The organism is Nonomuraea sp. NPDC049725, from assembly GCF_040674795.1.
Taxonomy (GTDB): Bacteria; Actinomycetota; Actinomycetes; order Streptosporangiales; family Streptosporangiaceae; genus Nonomuraea; species Nonomuraea ceibae.
This window is the reverse complement of the sequence record NZ_JBFANJ010000021.1, coordinates 37189-53128: the sequence shown is the minus strand read 5'-3', so window position 1 is coordinate 53128 and position 15940 is coordinate 37189. Positions and strand designations below refer to the sequence as shown.

Sequence of the window (15940 nt, the reverse complement as noted above, 5' to 3'; positions counted from 1 at the left end):
GGCAAGAGCGGAGGAGATTTCAGGTGCGGCTACCCCGGATGATCACGGTGACGCTGGCCGGAGCGGCCGTCCTTCTCCCGCTGGCGGCCTGCTCGTCGGAGGAGCCCGCGCCCGGCAACGTGCCGCAGGCCGCCACGTCGCAGGCGCCGGTCGAGGAGCCGACACCGGAGAACCTGCACCCGTTCACGGGCCTGCCGATGACGGGCGGGGCCAAGCCCGTGGTCGCCGTCAAGATCGAGAACACCGCCGCGGGCAAGCCCCAGATGGGGCTCAAGAGCGCGGACATCGTCTACATCGAGCAGGTCGAGGCGGGCCTGACCCGGCTCATGGCGATCTTCTCGTCCAAGATCCCGGCCAAGGTCGGCCCGGTCCGCAGCGCCCGCATCTCCGACCTGCACATCGCGCCCATGTTCGGCAAGCCCGCGTTCTCCTACTCGGGCGCGCAGACCAAGATGCTGCCGTTCATCGCCGAGGCGTCGCTGTTCGACGTCTCCGACAGCCGGGTGCCCGGCGCGTACTTCCGCCAGCCCGGCCGCTTCGCCCCCTACAACCTGTTCGCCCACACCAAGAAGCTGCTGGCCGCCGCGCCGAAGGCGAGCAAGGCCAAGGACGTCGGCTTCACCTTCGGCGACCCGCCCGCCGAGGGCGGCGTCGAGCGCAAGTCCTACACGGTCAGGTGGCCCGCGGCCCGCTTCACCTTCGCCTGGTCGGAGGCCAAGAAGCAGTGGCTGATCTGGCAGGACGGCAAGAAGGACATGGCGGCCGAGGGCGGCCAGCTCGGCGCCCCGACGATCGTCATCCAGTACACCAAGACCGAGCGCTCGCAGTTCCACGACAGCAACCAGAGCTACACGCCGCTGGTGCACACCACCGGCAAGGGCTCGGCGATCGTGCTGCGGGACGGCAAGGCGTACAAGGCGAAGTGGGAGCGGGAATCGGAGGACGGCGGCACGACGTTCACCACTCAGAGCGGCGAGCCGATGAACTTCGCGCCCGGGCAGGTCTGGGTGGCGCTCGCCAGCCGCAAGCCTGTGACTCCTTGACGTACAAAACTCCCCGCCGAAGCTGACATCGTGGCAGGCGGGGAAGTGCCACATCAGGACCTACCATGGGTTTGATAACTTACCGTTGCCCCCCAGAGCCTCGTGAGGATGACCGTGTCCAGCAGCACGCCCGAAGCCCAGAAGACCGCCGGCCCCGAGACCGGCACCGCCCGTGTGAAGCGCGGCATGGCCGAGATGCTCAAGGGCGGCGTCATCATGGACGTCGTCACCCCTGAGCAGGCCAAGATCGCCGAGGACGCCGGAGCGGTCGCCGTCATGGCCCTGGAGCGGGTGCCCGCCGACATCCGCGCGCAGGGCGGCGTCTCGCGGATGAGCGACCCCGACATGATCGACGGCATCATCGCCGCCGTGTCGATCCCCGTCATGGCCAAGGCCCGCATCGGCCACTTCGTCGAGGCCCGCGTGCTCCAGGCGCTGGGCGTCGACTACGTCGACGAGTCCGAGGTGCTCACCCCGGCCGACTACGCCAACCACATCGACAAGTGGCAGTTCACCGTGCCGTTCGTGTGCGGTGCGACCAACCTGGGCGAGGCGCTGCGCCGCATCACCGAGGGCGCGGCCATGATCCGCTCCAAGGGCGAGGCCGGCACCGGCGACGTGTCCAACGCCGTCACCCACATGCGCACGATCCGCGCCGAGATCAAGCGGCTGACCACGCTGCCCGAGGACGAGCTGTACGTGGCGGCCAAGGAGCTGCAGGCCCCGTACGAGCTGGTCGCCGAGGTGGCCAGGACGGGCAAGCTGCCGGTCGTGCTGTTCACCGCGGGCGGCATCGCCACCCCGGCCGACGCCGCGATGATGATGCAGCTCGGCGCCGAGGGCGTGTTCGTCGGCTCGGGCATCTTCAAGTCGGGCGACCCGGCCAAGCGCGCCGCGGCGATCGTCAAGGCGACCACCTTCTACGACGACCCGGACGTCATCGCCAAGGTGTCGCGCGGTCTGGGCGAGGCCATGGTCGGCATCAACGTGGACGAGATCCCGCAGCCGCACCGGCTCGCCGAGCGCGGCTGGTAAGGCGAAAACTTCCGTAAAAGGCGGCATCCGCGAAGGATGTCGCCTTTTACGTGTCGCATGGCGTTCACTCATGAGTCATGATCCTGAGTCAGGCTACGCTCGTCCCCGGCCTTGATCGTCTCAAGGAGCAGCCATGCCCGAGCTCAACCGACGGCACTTCCTCGTCACCGGACTGGCGGCGGGCGCCGCGGCGGCCGTTCCCGCCGGCGCCGCCCACGCCCAGCCCGATCCCGTGCCCGACCCCGTGCCCGATCCCGCCGCCGAGTCCGCCCAGTCCCTCGCCTCCCGCGGCCTGCGCACCGACCCCTTCACGCTCGGCGTCGCCTCGGGCGACCCCGACCACGACGGCTTCGTGCTGTGGACCCGGCTCGCCCAGGAGCCGCTGGCCGAGGACGGCATGGGCGGCATGCCGAACCGCCCCTTCCCGGTGCTGTGGCAGGTGTACGCCGACGAGCGCTGCCGCCGCCTCGTGCGCGCCGGCGTGGCCGTGGCCGCGCCCGAATGGGGGCACAGCGTGCACGTCGAGGTGGGCCACCTCAGCTCCGGCCGCGAATACTGGTACCGCTTCCGCGTCGGCCCGTACGTCTCGCCCGTCGGCCGGGCGCTGACCGCGCCGCACCCCCTGTCGTACGGCGGCGCGCTCACCATGGCCTTCGCCTCCTGCGCCCAGTACGAGCACGGCTACTTCACCTCCTACCGCCGCATGGCCGAGGACCGCCCCGACATCGTCCTGCACCTGGGCGACTACCAGTACGAGTACAAGCGGGAGACGTACAACAGCCCCGGCGGCAACGTGCGCCACCACGAGGGCCCCGAGACCGAGACGCTGGCCGGCTACCGGCAGCGGCACGCCCAGTACAAGGCCGACCCCGACCTGCAGGCCGCGCACGCCGCCTCGCCGTGGCTGGTCGTGTGGGACGACCACGAGCTGGACAACAACTGGGCCGACGAGGTGCCGGAGAAGCCGGAGATCCCGCAGCCGGGCTTCCTGTCCCGGCGCGAGGCCGCCTTCCGCGCCTACTACGAGAACATGCCGCTGCGCCGCAGGTCCGTGCCGCGCGGCATCGACATGCAGCTCTACCGGCGCGTCCGGTGGGGCCGGATGGCCACCTTCCACATGCTCGACACCCGCCAGTACCGCGACGACCAGGGCTGCGGCGACGGCTACCGCGACTGCCCGGCCGCCGTCGACCCGGCCCGCTCGATCACCGGGGCCGAGCAGGAGGCGTGGCTGCTCGACGGCTTCCGCCACTCGCGCGCCCAGTGGGACATCCTCGGCCAGCAGGTGTTCTTCGCCCAGCGTGACAACAACGCCGGACCCGCCAAGATCACCAGCCAGGACGCCTGGGACGGCTACGTGGCCTCGCGCCGCCGCATCACCCAGGGCTGGATCGACGCCGGGGTGCGCAACCCGGTGGTGCTGACCGGCGACGTGCACGCGCACTGGGCCAGCGACCTCAAGCTCGACTACGACGACCCGACCGGCCCGTCGGTCGGCTCGGAGCTGGTGGCCAGCTCGATCTCCACGGGCGGCGACGGCGCCGACTCCGACCCGGCGGCGCATCCGTTCCTGAAGATCAACCCGCACCTGAAGTTCTACAACAACCAGCGCGGCTACGTGCTGACGCGCATCGAGCGCGACCTGCTCACCGCCGACTTCAAGGTGCTCCCGCAGGTGCGCGAGGCCGGCGCGGAGGCGTACACGCGGGCCACGTACGTGGTCGAGGACCGGGTGCCCGGCGTGCAGCAGACCTACCTGCGCCCGCTCGACCCGGCGCTCCGCAGCCGCACGATGACCGCCGAGGAGACGGTCCGCCTGGAGACCGAACGCCCGTAGGGAGAAGAAGGCGGCCTCTGTGCCGCCTTCTTTCGTTTGTAATACTTAGCTTGGCTAACTTAGACTGGCTAAGTATGAAGGACGCCGAACTCGCGCTCGCCGAACAGGTCTCCACCGTGCTGCGCCACCTGGTGCTGCTCCTGCGGCGCAGCGCCGCGGGCCAGCCGGTCACCAGCCAGCAGTACGCCGTGCTCGGCTCGCTGGAGCCCGGCCCGCGCCGCATGACGGAGCTGGCCGAGGAGCACGCCGTACAGCTGCCGACCATGAGCGTGCAGATCAACCGGCTGGAGGAGGCGGGTCTCGTGGCGCGGGGCGCCGACCCGGCCGACGCCCGCGTCAGGACCGTCGAGCTCACCGGCGAGGGCCGCGAGCGCCTGCTCGCCGTGCGCCGCGCCAGGATCGCCGCCATCGCGGAGGAGCTGGCCGGGCTCACCGGCGACGAACGCGACACGCTCGCCGCCGCCCTCCCGGTGCTCGCGAAGTTCGGCAGGAAAAATCGGTAAGGAGCATCATTTTGTCAGGCGGAATCCTCCGCCAGCCGATGTCCGTGTGGGCCACCGCGTTCGCCGCGGTCGTCGCCTTCATGGGCATCGGGCTGGTCGACCCCATCCTGCCCGCCATCGCCCAGGGCCTCGACGCCACCCCGAGCCAGGTGTCGCTGCTGTTCACCAGCTACTTCCTGGTGACCGCCGTCGCCATGCTCGTCACCGGCTGGGTCTCCAGCCGCATCGGCGGCAAGCGCACGCTGCTCGCCGGCCTCGCCCTCGTCGTCGTGTTCGCCGCCCTGGCCGGCACCTCCGGCAGCGTCGCCGAGCTCATCGGCTTCCGCGCCGGCTGGGGCCTCGGCAACGCCCTGTTCGTCGCCACCGCCCTGGCCGTCATCGTCGGCGCCGCCACCGGCGGCGCCGAATCGGCCGTCATCCTGTACGAGGCCGCGCTCGGCCTGGGCATCTCCCTCGGCCCGCTGGCCGGGGCGCTGCTCGGCGACTGGAACTGGCGCGCCCCCTTCTTCGGCACCGCCACCCTCATGGCCGCCGGGTTCCTGCTCATCCTCACCCTGCTCAAGGCCACCCCGCCGCCCGCCACCAGGACCCGGCTGAGCGCCCCGCTGCGCGCCCTCGCCCACGGCGGCCTGTCCACCACCGCCTTCACCGCGCTGTTCTACAACTTCGCCTTCTTCACCGTGCTCGCCTTCACCCCGTTCATCCTCGGCATGAGCCCGTACGGCATCGGCGCCGTCTTCTTCGGCTGGGGCGTCTGCGTCGCCCTCGCCTCGGTGCTCGGCGCGCCCGCGCTGCGCCGCCGCCTCGGCCCGGTCGGCGTGCTCCACCTGGCGCTCGCGCTGCTGGCCGTGGGCCAGATCGGCATCGCCGTCACCGCCTCGGCCGGGCAGCACGCCGGGATCGTCGCCTTCACCGTGCTGACCGGCGTCCCGATCGGGCTCTGCAACACCGTCTTCACCGAATCGGCCATGGAGGTCTCCGACGCGCCCCGGCCCGTCGCCTCCGCCGGCTACAACTTCGTCCGCTGGATGGGCGGCGCCCTGGCCCCGTACCTCGCCACCAAGCTCGGCGAGGACCTCGGCACGCCCGTCCCGTACCTGCTCGGCGCGCTGTGCTGCGGCGTGGGCATGGCCGTGCTGTTCACCCGCAGGCACCACCTCGGCGCGCTCGCCCCCGCCGTCGTGTAGGAAGATGTCCGGGGCCCGTGACGTTGAAAGCGGTGTCGGCTCATCAGGCGGAAGGAAGAACATGCCCTCGATCGGTGTACTCGCCCTGCAAGGAGACGTGCGCGAGCACGTGCGCATGCTCCAGGAGGCGGGCGCGACGGCCACCACCGTGCGCCGGCCCGCCGAGCTCGACGCCGTCGACGCGCTCGTCATCCCCGGCGGCGAGTCGACCACCATCTGGAAGCTCGCCGACACCTTCGACCTGCTCGAACCCCTGCGCCTGCGGATCAAGTCCGGCATGCCCGCCTACGGCTCCTGCGCCGGCATGATCATGCTGGCCGACCGCATCGAGGACGGCATCGCCGGTCAGCAGACGTTCGGCGGCATCGACATGGTCGTGCGCCGCAACGCCTTCGGCCGCCAGGTCGACTCCTTCGAGGCCGATCTCGACTTCGCGGGCGAGCCCGTGCACGCCATCTTCATCCGCGCGCCGTGGGTCGAATCCGTCGGATCGGGCGTCACAGTGCTGGGCAGGGCCGAGCCTGGGGATAGGATCGTCGCGGTCCGGCAAGGATCGCTGCTCGCGACCTCGTTCCACCCGGAGCTCACGGGTGACACGCGCGTGCACCGGTATTTCGTAGACATGGTTGTATCGACAGTGAGGGACTAGTAGCCGATGTCCGGCCACTCCAAATGGGCGACGACGAAGCACAAGAAGGCCGCACTCGACGCCAAGCGCGGCAAGCTGTTCGCCAAGCTCATCAAGAACATCGAGGTGGCGGCCAGGACCGGCGGCCCTGACCCGGACGCCAATCCGACGCTCTTCGACGCCATCTTCAAGGCGAAGAAGAACTCGGTGCCCAACGACAACATCGAACGGGCCCGCAAGCGCGGCGGCGGCCTGGAGGCGGGCGGCGCCGACTGGCAGACCATCATGTACGAGGGCTACGCGCCCGGCGGCGTCGCGGTGCTCATCGAGTGCCTCACCGACAACCGCAACCGCGCCGCCTCCGAGGTGCGCGTCGCGCTCACCCGCAACGGCGGCTCCCTGGCCGACCCCGGCTCGGTGTCCTACATGTTCAACCGCAAGGGCGTCGTCCTCGTCCCCAAGAACGGCCTCGACGAGGACACCGTCCTCATGGCCGTGCTGGAGGCGGGCGCCGAGGAGGTCAACGACCTCGGCGACTCCTTCGAGGTCGTCTCCGAGGCCGGTGACCTCGTCCCCGTCCGCAAGGCGCTCCAGGAGGCCGGGATCGACTACGACTCGGCCGAGTCGAGCTTCCTGCCGACGATGAGCGTGCCCCTCGACGAGGAGGGCGCCAAGAAGGTCTTCCGCCTCATCGAGGCGCTGGAGGACAGCGACGACGTGCAGAACGTCTTCGCCAACTTCGACGTCTCCGACGAGGTCATGGAGAAGCTCGACGCCTGACGCGCGCCCCCGCCCCGCGCGGGGGCCGGCGGGCGCTGTGACATTCGCCCGTCGCGTAGCCGCGCCGCCGCGAGTCGGCGTAAGGTCGGGCGTCGTGACCTCCCGCACCGCCACCGAACCCCCGCCGCGCGCACTGGGCTGGCTGCTCCTCATGCCCGCCGTCATCGGCATGCTGATCACGCTGGTCCTGCCCACCGTGCAGACGATCGCCTTCAGCTTCGAGAGGGGCGGGCTCACCGGGCCCAGCACGTTCGTCGGACTGGACAACTACGGCACGGCCCTCGACGCCGAAGGCCCGTTCTGGCCGGCCCTGGGCTTCACCCTGTCGATCACGCTCATGCCGCTCCTCGTGGCGCTCGTGGTCGCCCCGCTGCTGGCGCTCGCCCTGGACCGGGCCGGCACCTGGCCCCGGCGCGCCGGGCGCGTCGCGCTGTCGCTGGCCCTCGTGACGTTCTCGCCGACGGCCGTGGCCGCCTCCTGGCTGCGCGGCCTCGACCCGCGCACCGGCGGCCTGACCGCCGTGGCCCGCGAACTGTCCCGGCCGGACACCGCCCCCGGGGCCTTCCGGCTGATCTTCGCGGCGGCCATGTTCGGCGTCGTGTGCGCGCTCGCCGTGCTGGCGTTCCTGCCCGCGCTGCGCGGCGGGACCGTGACCCGCTCGATGCTCGCCGTCGGCGCCCTGGTCGCGCTCGCCGCCGTCGCCGCCGGGCTCCAGACGTTCACGATGAGCCTCACCCTCACGCAGGGCGGGCCGCTCGACTCGACCCAGACGCTCGCGCTGCTGCAGCACACCTTCGCCTTCAAGACCATCCGGCTCGGCCTCGGCGCCTCCGTCGCCACCGTCCTGGGCGTCCTGCTCGGCGTCCTGGGCGTCGCCGCGGCCGTCATCGCCGCCGCGAGCGGCCTGCGCATCACCCTCACCCCCCGCCGTCCCCTGACCCCCGCCTCGGCCGCCGGGCAGGGACTCGGGCTCGGGCTCGGGCTCGGGAAGACCCCTAGCACCGTCCCGCCCTCCGCGTACGCACCCGGCCCCCGCCCGGGGGACACCCCTTCGGCCGCCGGGCACGCGCCTGACACCGGGCCGGGAAGCGCCCCCTCCGCCGGATACGCGCCCGGCGGCGGGCCGGGGAACGCCCCGTCCTTCGGGTACGCGCCCGGCGCCGGCCAAGGGGGCGCCTCCGCCCCCGCAGGGCACGCGGCCGGGGGCGGGTTCTTCACGCCGGGCGGTGGCGCGTCCGCTCCCGGCGGCGGCTTCCCCGGTGGGCCTTCCGCTCCCCGCGACGGCTTCCCCGGTGGGCCTTCCGCGCCCGGCGACGGTTTCCCCGGTGGGCCTTCCGCTCCGGGTGGCGGCCCGTTCCCGTACGACGCCGAGGCTTCCGGGCCCGGGGCGGGGGAGCGGCGGGCGTCGCCTGTGGCGGTGGCCGTGGGCGTGGCGGCGCTGGTCGTCGTCGCGGCCGTGACGCTCTGGCTGACCTGGCCGTGGGTGGCGGCGCTGTTCGAGCCCGGGGAGGAGCGCGGGCTGCCGCCGGGGCTGCGCACGCACCTCAACACGTGGGTGCCCGCCCTGGTGGGCGCCGTGGTGTCGGTCGGCGTGGCGTACCTGGCCGCGCTCGGCATCGGCGGGCTGCGGCCGCTCGGCCGGGGCAGCGAGTGGCTGCTGCTGCCGTTCGCGCCGTGGCTGTTCGTCGGCGACGGCCCGCTCAGCATCGCCAACTGGAACACCCTGCGCGGCCTCGGCCTCATCGACACGTTCGTCGCGCTGATCCCGCCGCTGCTCGTCAGCGTGCCCGCGCTGCTCGTGCTGACGCTGCTGTGCAAGGGCCTGGCCGCCGCGAACGAGCGCGACTTCCTCAGCGGCGTCCTGCTGCCCTCGCTGCCCATGGCGGGCATCCTGGTGCTGGCCGTCACGTTCGTGAACGCCCAGGACCTGCTGTGGCCCCTCCTGGTGGTCCAGGATCCGGCCCTGGCCACCGCCCCGGCCGTCCAGGCGATGGCGCTGTCCCAGTTCGCCGGCGGACCGGCCCCGGCCGGGCTCGCCACCCCCTTGGTCGTCGTCGTGCTCATGCTGGCCGCCGCCGTCGCCGCGCAACTGCTCTACCTGGACCGGCTGGCCGTCACCACCGGGCGCGAAACCCGTTCGCGGGGGAGTGCCCCGGCTGCGTAGGTTGGGGCACTGTGGAGATCCGTGACCTGACGGCCGACGACCTGGACGCCGCCCTCGACATCCGTAAGCGCTCCTTCGGGCTGCTGTCCGCCGCCGACGTGCGGAGCTGGCGCGCGACCGTGCTGCCCGGCCTGCCCGAAGGCCGCTACCTCGGCGCCTTCGACGGCGACCGGCTGACCGCCACCACCCGGCTGAGACCGTTCACCCAGTGGTGGCACGGCAGGCCGCAGTCGCTGGCGGGGGTCGCCAGCGTCACGGTCAGCCCGGAGGACCGGGGCCGCGGCCTGGGCACCATGATCATGCGCGCGGCCCTGGACCGCGCCGTCGCGCTCGGCGACGCCGTGGCCGCCCTCTACCCGGCCACGACGCCGATCTACCGCAAGCTCGGCTTCGAGCACGCCGGGGCGCGGCACATCGTGACGCTACGCGCCGAGGATCTGCGCGTCCTCGCGCCGTCGCAGCAGGTCAAGCTGCGCCGCATGGGCCCCGACGACGCGGCCGAGGTGATCTCGGTCCTGCACCGGGTTCACGGCGCCGCCCGCTCCAGCGGCCCCATCTCCTGGGACGAGACGATCTGGCGGCAGTGGCTGGCCGAGGAGGACGACTTCCTCTACCTGGCCGCCGACGGGTTCCTCGTCTACCGCTGGAGCGGCGGCGACATGGAGGTCGACAACCTGGTGGCGGGCTCCGCCGACACCGCCGCCGCGCTGTGGTCGCTGGTGGGCACCGCCTCGTCGATCGCCAAACGGGTGGTCGCCACCGTCGCCCCCGACGACCCGGTGCTGTGGCTGCTGCGCGAGCGCGGCAAGGAGACGGTCGAGCAGACCCGGTGGATGTTCCGGGTGCTCGACCTGGCGGCCGCGATCGAGCGGCGGGGCTACCCGGCGGGCGTGTCGGCGGCCGCCGTGGTGCGGGTGGACGACCCGCTGCGCCCGGCCAACTCCGGCGTCTGGCGGCTGGAGTTCTCCGGCGGCTCCGGCGCGGCCACGCGGCTCGACCGCGACCCCGGGGACGGCGTCGCGCTGCTCGGGATCAACGCCCTGTCCGCCCTCTACTCCGGCGTCCCGGCCGCCACGCTGCGCCGCAGCGGCCTGATGTCCGGCGACGAACGCTACGACGAGGTGCTCGACACCGTCTTCGCCGCCAAGCCGTACATGCTGGACTACTTCTAACCCGCCCTCGCCGGCCGGGCCCCCTGGCCCGGCTTGCCCACCCGGAGGGGCCCGCCCACCGAGCGGCCCGCCCACCGAGCGGCCCGCCCACCGAGCGGCCCGCCCACCGAGCGGCCTGCCCACCGAGCGGCCTGCCCACCTCAGGGGTTTGCCCGCCCGGAGGGGGGTTCGCCCCATCCCGAGAAGCTTGCCCACACCGAGGGGCTCGCCCACCCGAGCGGCCCACCCGCCCTGCGCGGCCGCCCACCCCGAGCGGCCCGCCCACCCCGGGGGCTTGCCCGCTCGGAGGGGTTCGTCCGCTCGGAGGGGTTCGCCCCACCCCGAGGGGCCCGCCCACCCCGGGGCTCGGCCTCGCGTGGGCCACGGGCGGGCCACTCCCGATGGCCACGGGCGGCCGCCAGTTCGGCGGGCCGGCTGCTTCCGGCGGGCGTTTCCCGGTGCGCGACCGGGCCCGCCGGGGTAGAGTCTCGTGCCGAACAGGTGTTCGGCGAACGGAGGCAGACCGGTGCGGGTGTTGGGCGTCGATCCGGGGCTGACCCGGTGCGGCATCGGGGCCGTCGAGGGCCGCCCCGGCGCGCCGCTCGGGCTGGTCGCCGTCGGGGTGATCCGCACGGGCGCCGACGAGGAGCTGGGCGCGCGCCTGGTGGGCATCGAGGCGGGGATCGAGAGCTGGCTCGACGACGTGCGCCCCGACGCGGTCGCCGTGGAGCGCGTCTTCAGCCAGCACAACGTGCGCACCGTGATGGGCACCGCCCAGGCCGCCGGCATCGCGGTGCTGTGCGCCGCCCGGCGCGGCCTCCCGGTGGCGCTGCACACGCCCTCCGAGGTCAAGGCCGCCATCACCGGGAGCGGCACGGCCGACAAGAAGCAGATCGGCGCCATGGTGACGCGGCTGCTGCGTCTCAAGGAGATGCCCAAGCCCGCCGACGCGGCCGACGCGCTGGCGCTGGCCATCTGCCACGTGTGGCGCGGCGGCCCGCAGCACCGCCTGGCCGAGGCCCTGGCCACCGCCCGCCGCCGCACCACCGCCCAGCCCACCCCGGCACGGCAGCCCGTACGGCCCCGACAGTCCGCCGCGACGCGGGAGCCCGCCCCGGCACGGCAGTCCGTCCCAGCGCGGGAGCCCGCCCCAGCGCGAGAGCCCGCCGCGACACGGGAGCCCGCCGCGCCCCGGCAGTCCGGCCCATCCGTGCAGCCGGGCCAATCCGTAGAGCCCGGGAAGCACGTGCAGCCGGGCCAACCCGTAGAGCCCGCGAAGCCCGTACAGTCTGGACGATCCGTACAGCCGGACCAACCCGTACAGCAGCCTGGACAGCCCGTCGTGGTGCGGCGGTCCGGTGGTCGTGGCGAGGGGAGCGCGTCGTGATCGCGTCGGTGGCCGGCCGGGTGGCCGCGATCGCTCCCGACGGGGCGGTCATCGAGGTCGGCGGCGTCGGCATCCTGACCCACTGCACCCCCGGCACGCTCGCCACGCTCCGCCTGGGCGAGGAGGCCCGGCTGGCCACCTCGCTGGTGGTGCGCGAGGAGTCGCTGACGCTGTACGGGTTCGCGACCGACGACGAGCGGGCCGTGTTCGAGCTGCTGCAGACGGCCAGTGGCGTCGGGCCCAAGCTGGCGCTGGCGATGCTCGCCGTCCACACGCCCAACGCGCTGCGGGTCGCCGTGGCCGCCGCCGATCTCAAGGCGCTCACGCAGGTCCCGGGCATCGGGCAGAAGGGCGCGCAGCGGATCGTGCTGGAGCTCAAGGACCGTCTCGGCACCCCGGAGGAGGCCGTCAACGCGGCGATCCGGGGCGAGCGGCGCGTGGCGCTGTGGCGTGACCAGGTGCACTCGGGCCTGGTCGGGCTGGGCTATTCGGCGCGTGACGCCGACGAGGCCGTCGCCGCGGTGGAGCCCGAGGCCGACGCCGAGGTGGCCGCCGGGCGCACCCCGCAGGTGGCCGCGCTGCTCAAGTCGGCGCTGCGCGCGCTGAGCGTGCGATGAAGCCCGGTGGCGCGGGCGGTCCCGGCGCGGTGGGATGCTGGAGGGCGACGCGGGAGGCGGGTGAGACGTGAGTTTCGAACGGGAGCTGGTGTCGCCCGACGCCGGCGGCGACGAGCTGCAGATCGAGGCCGCGCTGCGGCCCAAGCGGCTGGCGGAGTTCATCGGCCAGTCCCGGGTCAGGGAGCAGCTGTCGCTGGTGCTGGAGAGCGCGCTGCGCCGGCAGCGCCCGCCCGACCACGTGCTGATGAGCGGCTCGCCGGGGCTCGGCAAGACGACGCTCGCCATGATCATCGCGGCGGAGCTGGGCGCCCCGCTGCGCATCACCTCGGGCCCGGCGCTGGAGCGGGCCGGCGACCTGGCGGCGATCCTGTCGACGCTGGCCGAGGGCGAGGTGCTGTTCATCGACGAGATCCACCGGATGGCCAGGCCAGCCGAGGAGATGCTCTACCTGGCGATGGAGGACTTCCGGGTCGACATCGTGGTCGGCAAGGGGCCGGGCGCGACCGCGATCCCGCTGGAGATCGCGCCGTTCACGCTGGTCGGCGCCACCACGCGGGCGGGGCTGCTGCCCGCGCCGCTGCGTGACAGGTTCGGCTTCACCGCGCACATGGACTTCTACGAGCCCGAGGAGCTGGAGCTGGTGCTGCACCGCTCGGCCGGGCTGCTGGGCGTCGACCTGCCGGAGGAGGGCGCCCGCGAGATCGCCGGCCGCTCGCGCGGCACGCCCCGCATCGCCAACCGGCTGCTGCGCCGGGTGCGCGACTTCGCCGACGTGCGCGCCGGCGGGGTCATCGACCGGGAGATCGCGGCGGCGGCGCTCAATCTTTACGAAGTCGATGCCGAAGGGCTCGACCGGCTCGACCGGGCGGTGCTGGGCGCGCTGCTGCGCAAGTTCGGCGGCGGGCCCGTCGGGCTGTCGACGCTGGCCGTGGCCGTGGGCGAGGAGCCGGAGACCGTGGAGGTGGTGGCCGAGCCGTTCCTGGTGCGCCAGGGGCTGCTCGCGCGCACGCCGCGCGGCCGTGTGGCCACCGCCGCCGCCTGGACGCACCTAGGCATGACCCCCCCACCACATGCATTCGGAGCGACATCTCTCGACTGATTACAGAACGGTTGCAACCGTTTCAAATTGGGAACTTCCCCGCGCGCCGAAACGCTGCTTCGTTGCCGCGTTTCGCAACAACCGCCTACACTCCGTGGCTTGGCTGGCTGTGTAGGCTGACGGGCTGAGCGGCGCGGCCCGAAGCAACGCACGGAATTTCCGGCGCGAGGCCGGTGTCAAACTTCTTTGTACGAGATGGAAGGTCGCCCCTGATGGACATGGGACAACTCGGAAGCATCCTGCCGCTGATCCTTCTGGTGGTGGTGTTCTACTTCCTGCTGATCCGCCCGCAGCGCAAGCGCCAGCAGGAGGCGATCAAGATGCAGAACTCCTTGACGCCCGGCACCCGCGTGATGACGACCACCGGCCTGTTCGCCACGGTCGTCGTGGTGGACAACGAGGACGTCGTCCTTGAGGTGGCCCCCGGTATCGAGACCCGCTGGGTCAAGGCCGCCATCGGCCGCGTCGTGACGCCGGGTGAGCCGGTGGCCGACGAGCCCGCCGCGGATGAGAGCGATGACACCGTCACCGGTGAGAGCGGCACCGCCGACGGTGAGGACTCCAAGAAGTCCTGAGAAGGCTCAGCCACCAACCCCTATCCGAAAGAACTGACGACCAGTGGCCCGACCGACCAGCAGCCACAGCAAGCCGGGGCGCACGCTCCTGCTGCTCCTGGCGCTCATCCTCGCCCTGGCCGGGACGATGTTCTTGCAGAAGGCGTACACGCCCAAGCTGGGACTCGACCTCGCCGGCGGCACGACGGTGACGCTGTCACCCGTCACCCAGACCGGTGCGGCTCCGCCTGAGGAGATCCTTGACCGCGCGGTCAACATCATCCGCGACCGGGTCAACGGCACCGGCATCTCCGACGCAGAGGTCGCCAAGTCCGGCGACAACATCATCATCTCGATCCCGGGCGTCGGGCAGAGCGAGGCCATCAAGCTGGTCGCCACCACCGCGGAGCTGCGGTTCCGGCAGGTGCTCTGGATGGAGATGACGCAGCTCGGCCAGGAGCAGCTCGCCACCGAGGCCCCGACGCCCAGCGGCTCCGCGTCGCCGGGCGTCTCCTCCTCGCCTGGCGCCTCCCCCGACGCGTCGCCCGACGCCACCCCGGCCTCGCCGGACGCCTCCCCCGACGCCACCCCGACCACCACGGTGCAGCCCCGGTCGATGCCCTCGCGCTCGCCGGGCGGCAACCAGCCCAGCGCGTCCCCGACGGGCAAGGCCCTGTCGTCGGCGCTGACCTCGCCCGTCCCGAGCCCGTCGCAGACGGCGAGACAGGGCGACGACCGTCAGGGCGACAACAAGCAGGGTGACAAGCAAGGCGACCAAAAGGGTGACCAGAAGGGCGACCAGAAGGCCGCGACGCCGACCCCGGAGCCCTCTCAGGACCCCAACGCCGGCATCAACACCGATGGCGTCGACCCGGCGGTGCTCAAGCAGTTCCACGCGCTCGACTGCACCGACCCGAAGAACCGGGGCCAGGGCGTCCAGGACGACCCGAACAAGCAGTACGCCGCCTGTGAGTCGGACGGCAGCTTCAAGTACATTCTCGACGTCGCCAAGGTCGTCGGCACCGACATCGACACCGCGACCTCCGGCGTCCAGCAGGGCAGCACCGAGTGGGTCGTCCAGCTCGACTTCAAGAGCAAGGGCGCGACGGAGTGGAGCAAGCTCACCTCGGCCGCCTTCAACTCCGCGGAGCCGCGCAACAAGGTCGCGGTCGTCCTCGACGGCGTGGTCATCACCGCCCCCAACATCATCAGCCCGATTCCCGGCGGACGCGCCGAGATCACCGGTGGCTTCGACCAGCAGAGCGCCGGTGAGCTGGCCGAGCAGCTCAAGTACGGCGCGCTCCCGCTGAAGTTCGAGCGCAGCTCCATCGACACCGTCTCCTCGACGCTGGGCCAGGACCAGCTCGAAGGCGGCCTCGTCTCCGGCATCATCGGCCTGGTGCTGGTCGTCGTCTACTGCCTCCTCTACTACCGCGGCCTGGGCATCGTCGCGGTGCTGAGCCTCGTGGTGGCCTCGATCCTCACCTACACCGCGGTCGTCGTGCTCGGCCACAACGCCGGCTTCCGGCTGTCGCTGCCGCACATCATCGGCCTGGTGGTCTCGATCGGCATCACCGCCGACTCCTTCATCGTGTACTTCGAACGCATCCGTGACGAGATGAAGGAAGGCAGGCGGTCGCTGCGCGCGGCCGTCGAGGTGGCCTGGGTCCGCGCGCGGCGCACGATCCTGATCGCCGACGCCGTCATGTTCATCGCCGCGGTGGTGCTCTACCTGCTGGCGGTCGGCGGTGTGGCGGGATTCGCGTTCGCGATGGGCCTGACCACGCTGATCGACATCGTGGTGGTGTTCATGTTCACGAAGCCGTTCATCGCGTTGCTGGCGAGGGTGAAGTTCTTCGCCAAGGGGCACCCGCTGTCCGGTCTGGACGCCGAGCGCATGAGCCTCGACTCCTCCACCGGCTCCGGCCACAAGACCACCCCGCAGGAGGCCTGAG

At 72.4% G+C, this 15940-nt stretch carries 13 protein-coding genes and 1 pseudogene; all 14 read left to right on the top strand.

The features are described 5' to 3' along the window. The first annotated feature begins 23 nt into the window (after positions 1–23). The 14 genes and pseudogenes from AB0J53_RS38610 (at position 24) to secD (ending at position 15939) form a co-directional block, all read left to right on the top strand. Entirely contained in the window at positions 24–1043 is a 1020-nt protein-coding gene (locus AB0J53_RS38610) for a DUF3048 domain-containing protein (protein ID WP_357587487.1), read from the top strand. Positions 1044–1151: 108 nt separating this feature from the next. Continuing rightward, on the top strand, positions 1152–2078 hold the full coding sequence (pdxS, locus tag AB0J53_RS38605; RefSeq protein WP_364181637.1) for a pyridoxal 5'-phosphate synthase lyase subunit PdxS: 927 nt from the start codon (positions 1152–1154) through the stop codon (positions 2076–2078). Between the two features lie 133 nt (positions 2079–2211). Beyond that, the gene (locus AB0J53_RS38600) at positions 2212–3915 is read left to right on the top strand and encodes an alkaline phosphatase D family protein (RefSeq protein WP_364181634.1); all 1704 of its coding nucleotides are present in this window, start codon (positions 2212–2214) and stop codon (positions 3913–3915) included. 74 nt (positions 3916–3989) lie between these two features. After that, entirely contained in the window at positions 3990–4418 is a 429-nt protein-coding gene (locus AB0J53_RS38595; protein WP_219502165.1) for a MarR family transcriptional regulator, read from the top strand. A gap of 11 nt (positions 4419–4429) precedes the next feature. Continuing rightward, positions 4430–5605, top strand: a complete 1176-nt coding sequence (locus AB0J53_RS38590) for an MFS transporter (RefSeq protein ID WP_364181630.1) — start codon at positions 4430–4432, stop codon at positions 5603–5605. 61 nt (positions 5606–5666) lie between these two features. Then, positions 5667–6254 carry a pyridoxal 5'-phosphate synthase glutaminase subunit PdxT gene (gene pdxT / locus AB0J53_RS38585; RefSeq protein ID WP_364181626.1) on the top strand — a complete coding sequence of 196 codons (588 nt, stop codon included), beginning with the start codon at positions 5667–5669 and terminating at the stop codon, positions 6252–6254. Positions 6255–6260: 6 nt separating this feature from the next. After that, positions 6261–7013, top strand: coding sequence for a YebC/PmpR family DNA-binding transcriptional regulator (locus AB0J53_RS38580; RefSeq protein WP_219502167.1), 753 nt, complete (start codon positions 6261–6263; stop codon positions 7011–7013). Positions 7014–7107: 94 nt separating this feature from the next. Beyond that, on the top strand, positions 7108–9177 hold the full coding sequence (locus AB0J53_RS38575; protein ID WP_364181623.1) for a hypothetical protein: 2070 nt from the start codon (positions 7108–7110) through the stop codon (positions 9175–9177). Positions 9178–9188: 11 nt separating this feature from the next. After that, positions 9189–10349: a GNAT family N-acetyltransferase gene (locus AB0J53_RS38570; protein WP_364181620.1), complete on the top strand. Its 1161-nt coding sequence runs from the start codon at positions 9189–9191 to the stop codon at positions 10347–10349. A gap of 505 nt (positions 10350–10854) precedes the next feature. Next, positions 10855–11349: pseudogene (ruvC, locus tag AB0J53_RS38565) on the top strand (crossover junction endodeoxyribonuclease RuvC); the annotation flags it as partial. Positions 11350–11711: 362 nt separating this feature from the next. After that, complete coding sequence (ruvA, locus tag AB0J53_RS38560) at positions 11712–12332, top strand: Holliday junction branch migration protein RuvA (RefSeq protein ID WP_219502169.1); 621 nt, start codon at positions 11712–11714, stop codon at positions 12330–12332. 67 nt (positions 12333–12399) lie between these two features. Continuing rightward, positions 12400–13431: a Holliday junction branch migration DNA helicase RuvB gene (gene ruvB / locus AB0J53_RS38555; protein ID WP_219502170.1), complete on the top strand. Its 1032-nt coding sequence runs from the start codon at positions 12400–12402 to the stop codon at positions 13429–13431. 218 nt (positions 13432–13649) lie between these two features. After that, entirely contained in the window at positions 13650–14006 is a 357-nt protein-coding gene (gene yajC / locus AB0J53_RS38550; RefSeq protein ID WP_246644319.1) for a preprotein translocase subunit YajC, read from the top strand. 43 nt (positions 14007–14049) lie between these two features. Next, positions 14050–15939 (top strand): protein translocase subunit SecD, encoded by a 1890-nt coding sequence (gene secD, locus AB0J53_RS38545; protein WP_364181616.1) that lies wholly within the window; start codon positions 14050–14052, stop codon positions 15937–15939. Position 15940 lies beyond the last annotated feature (1 nt).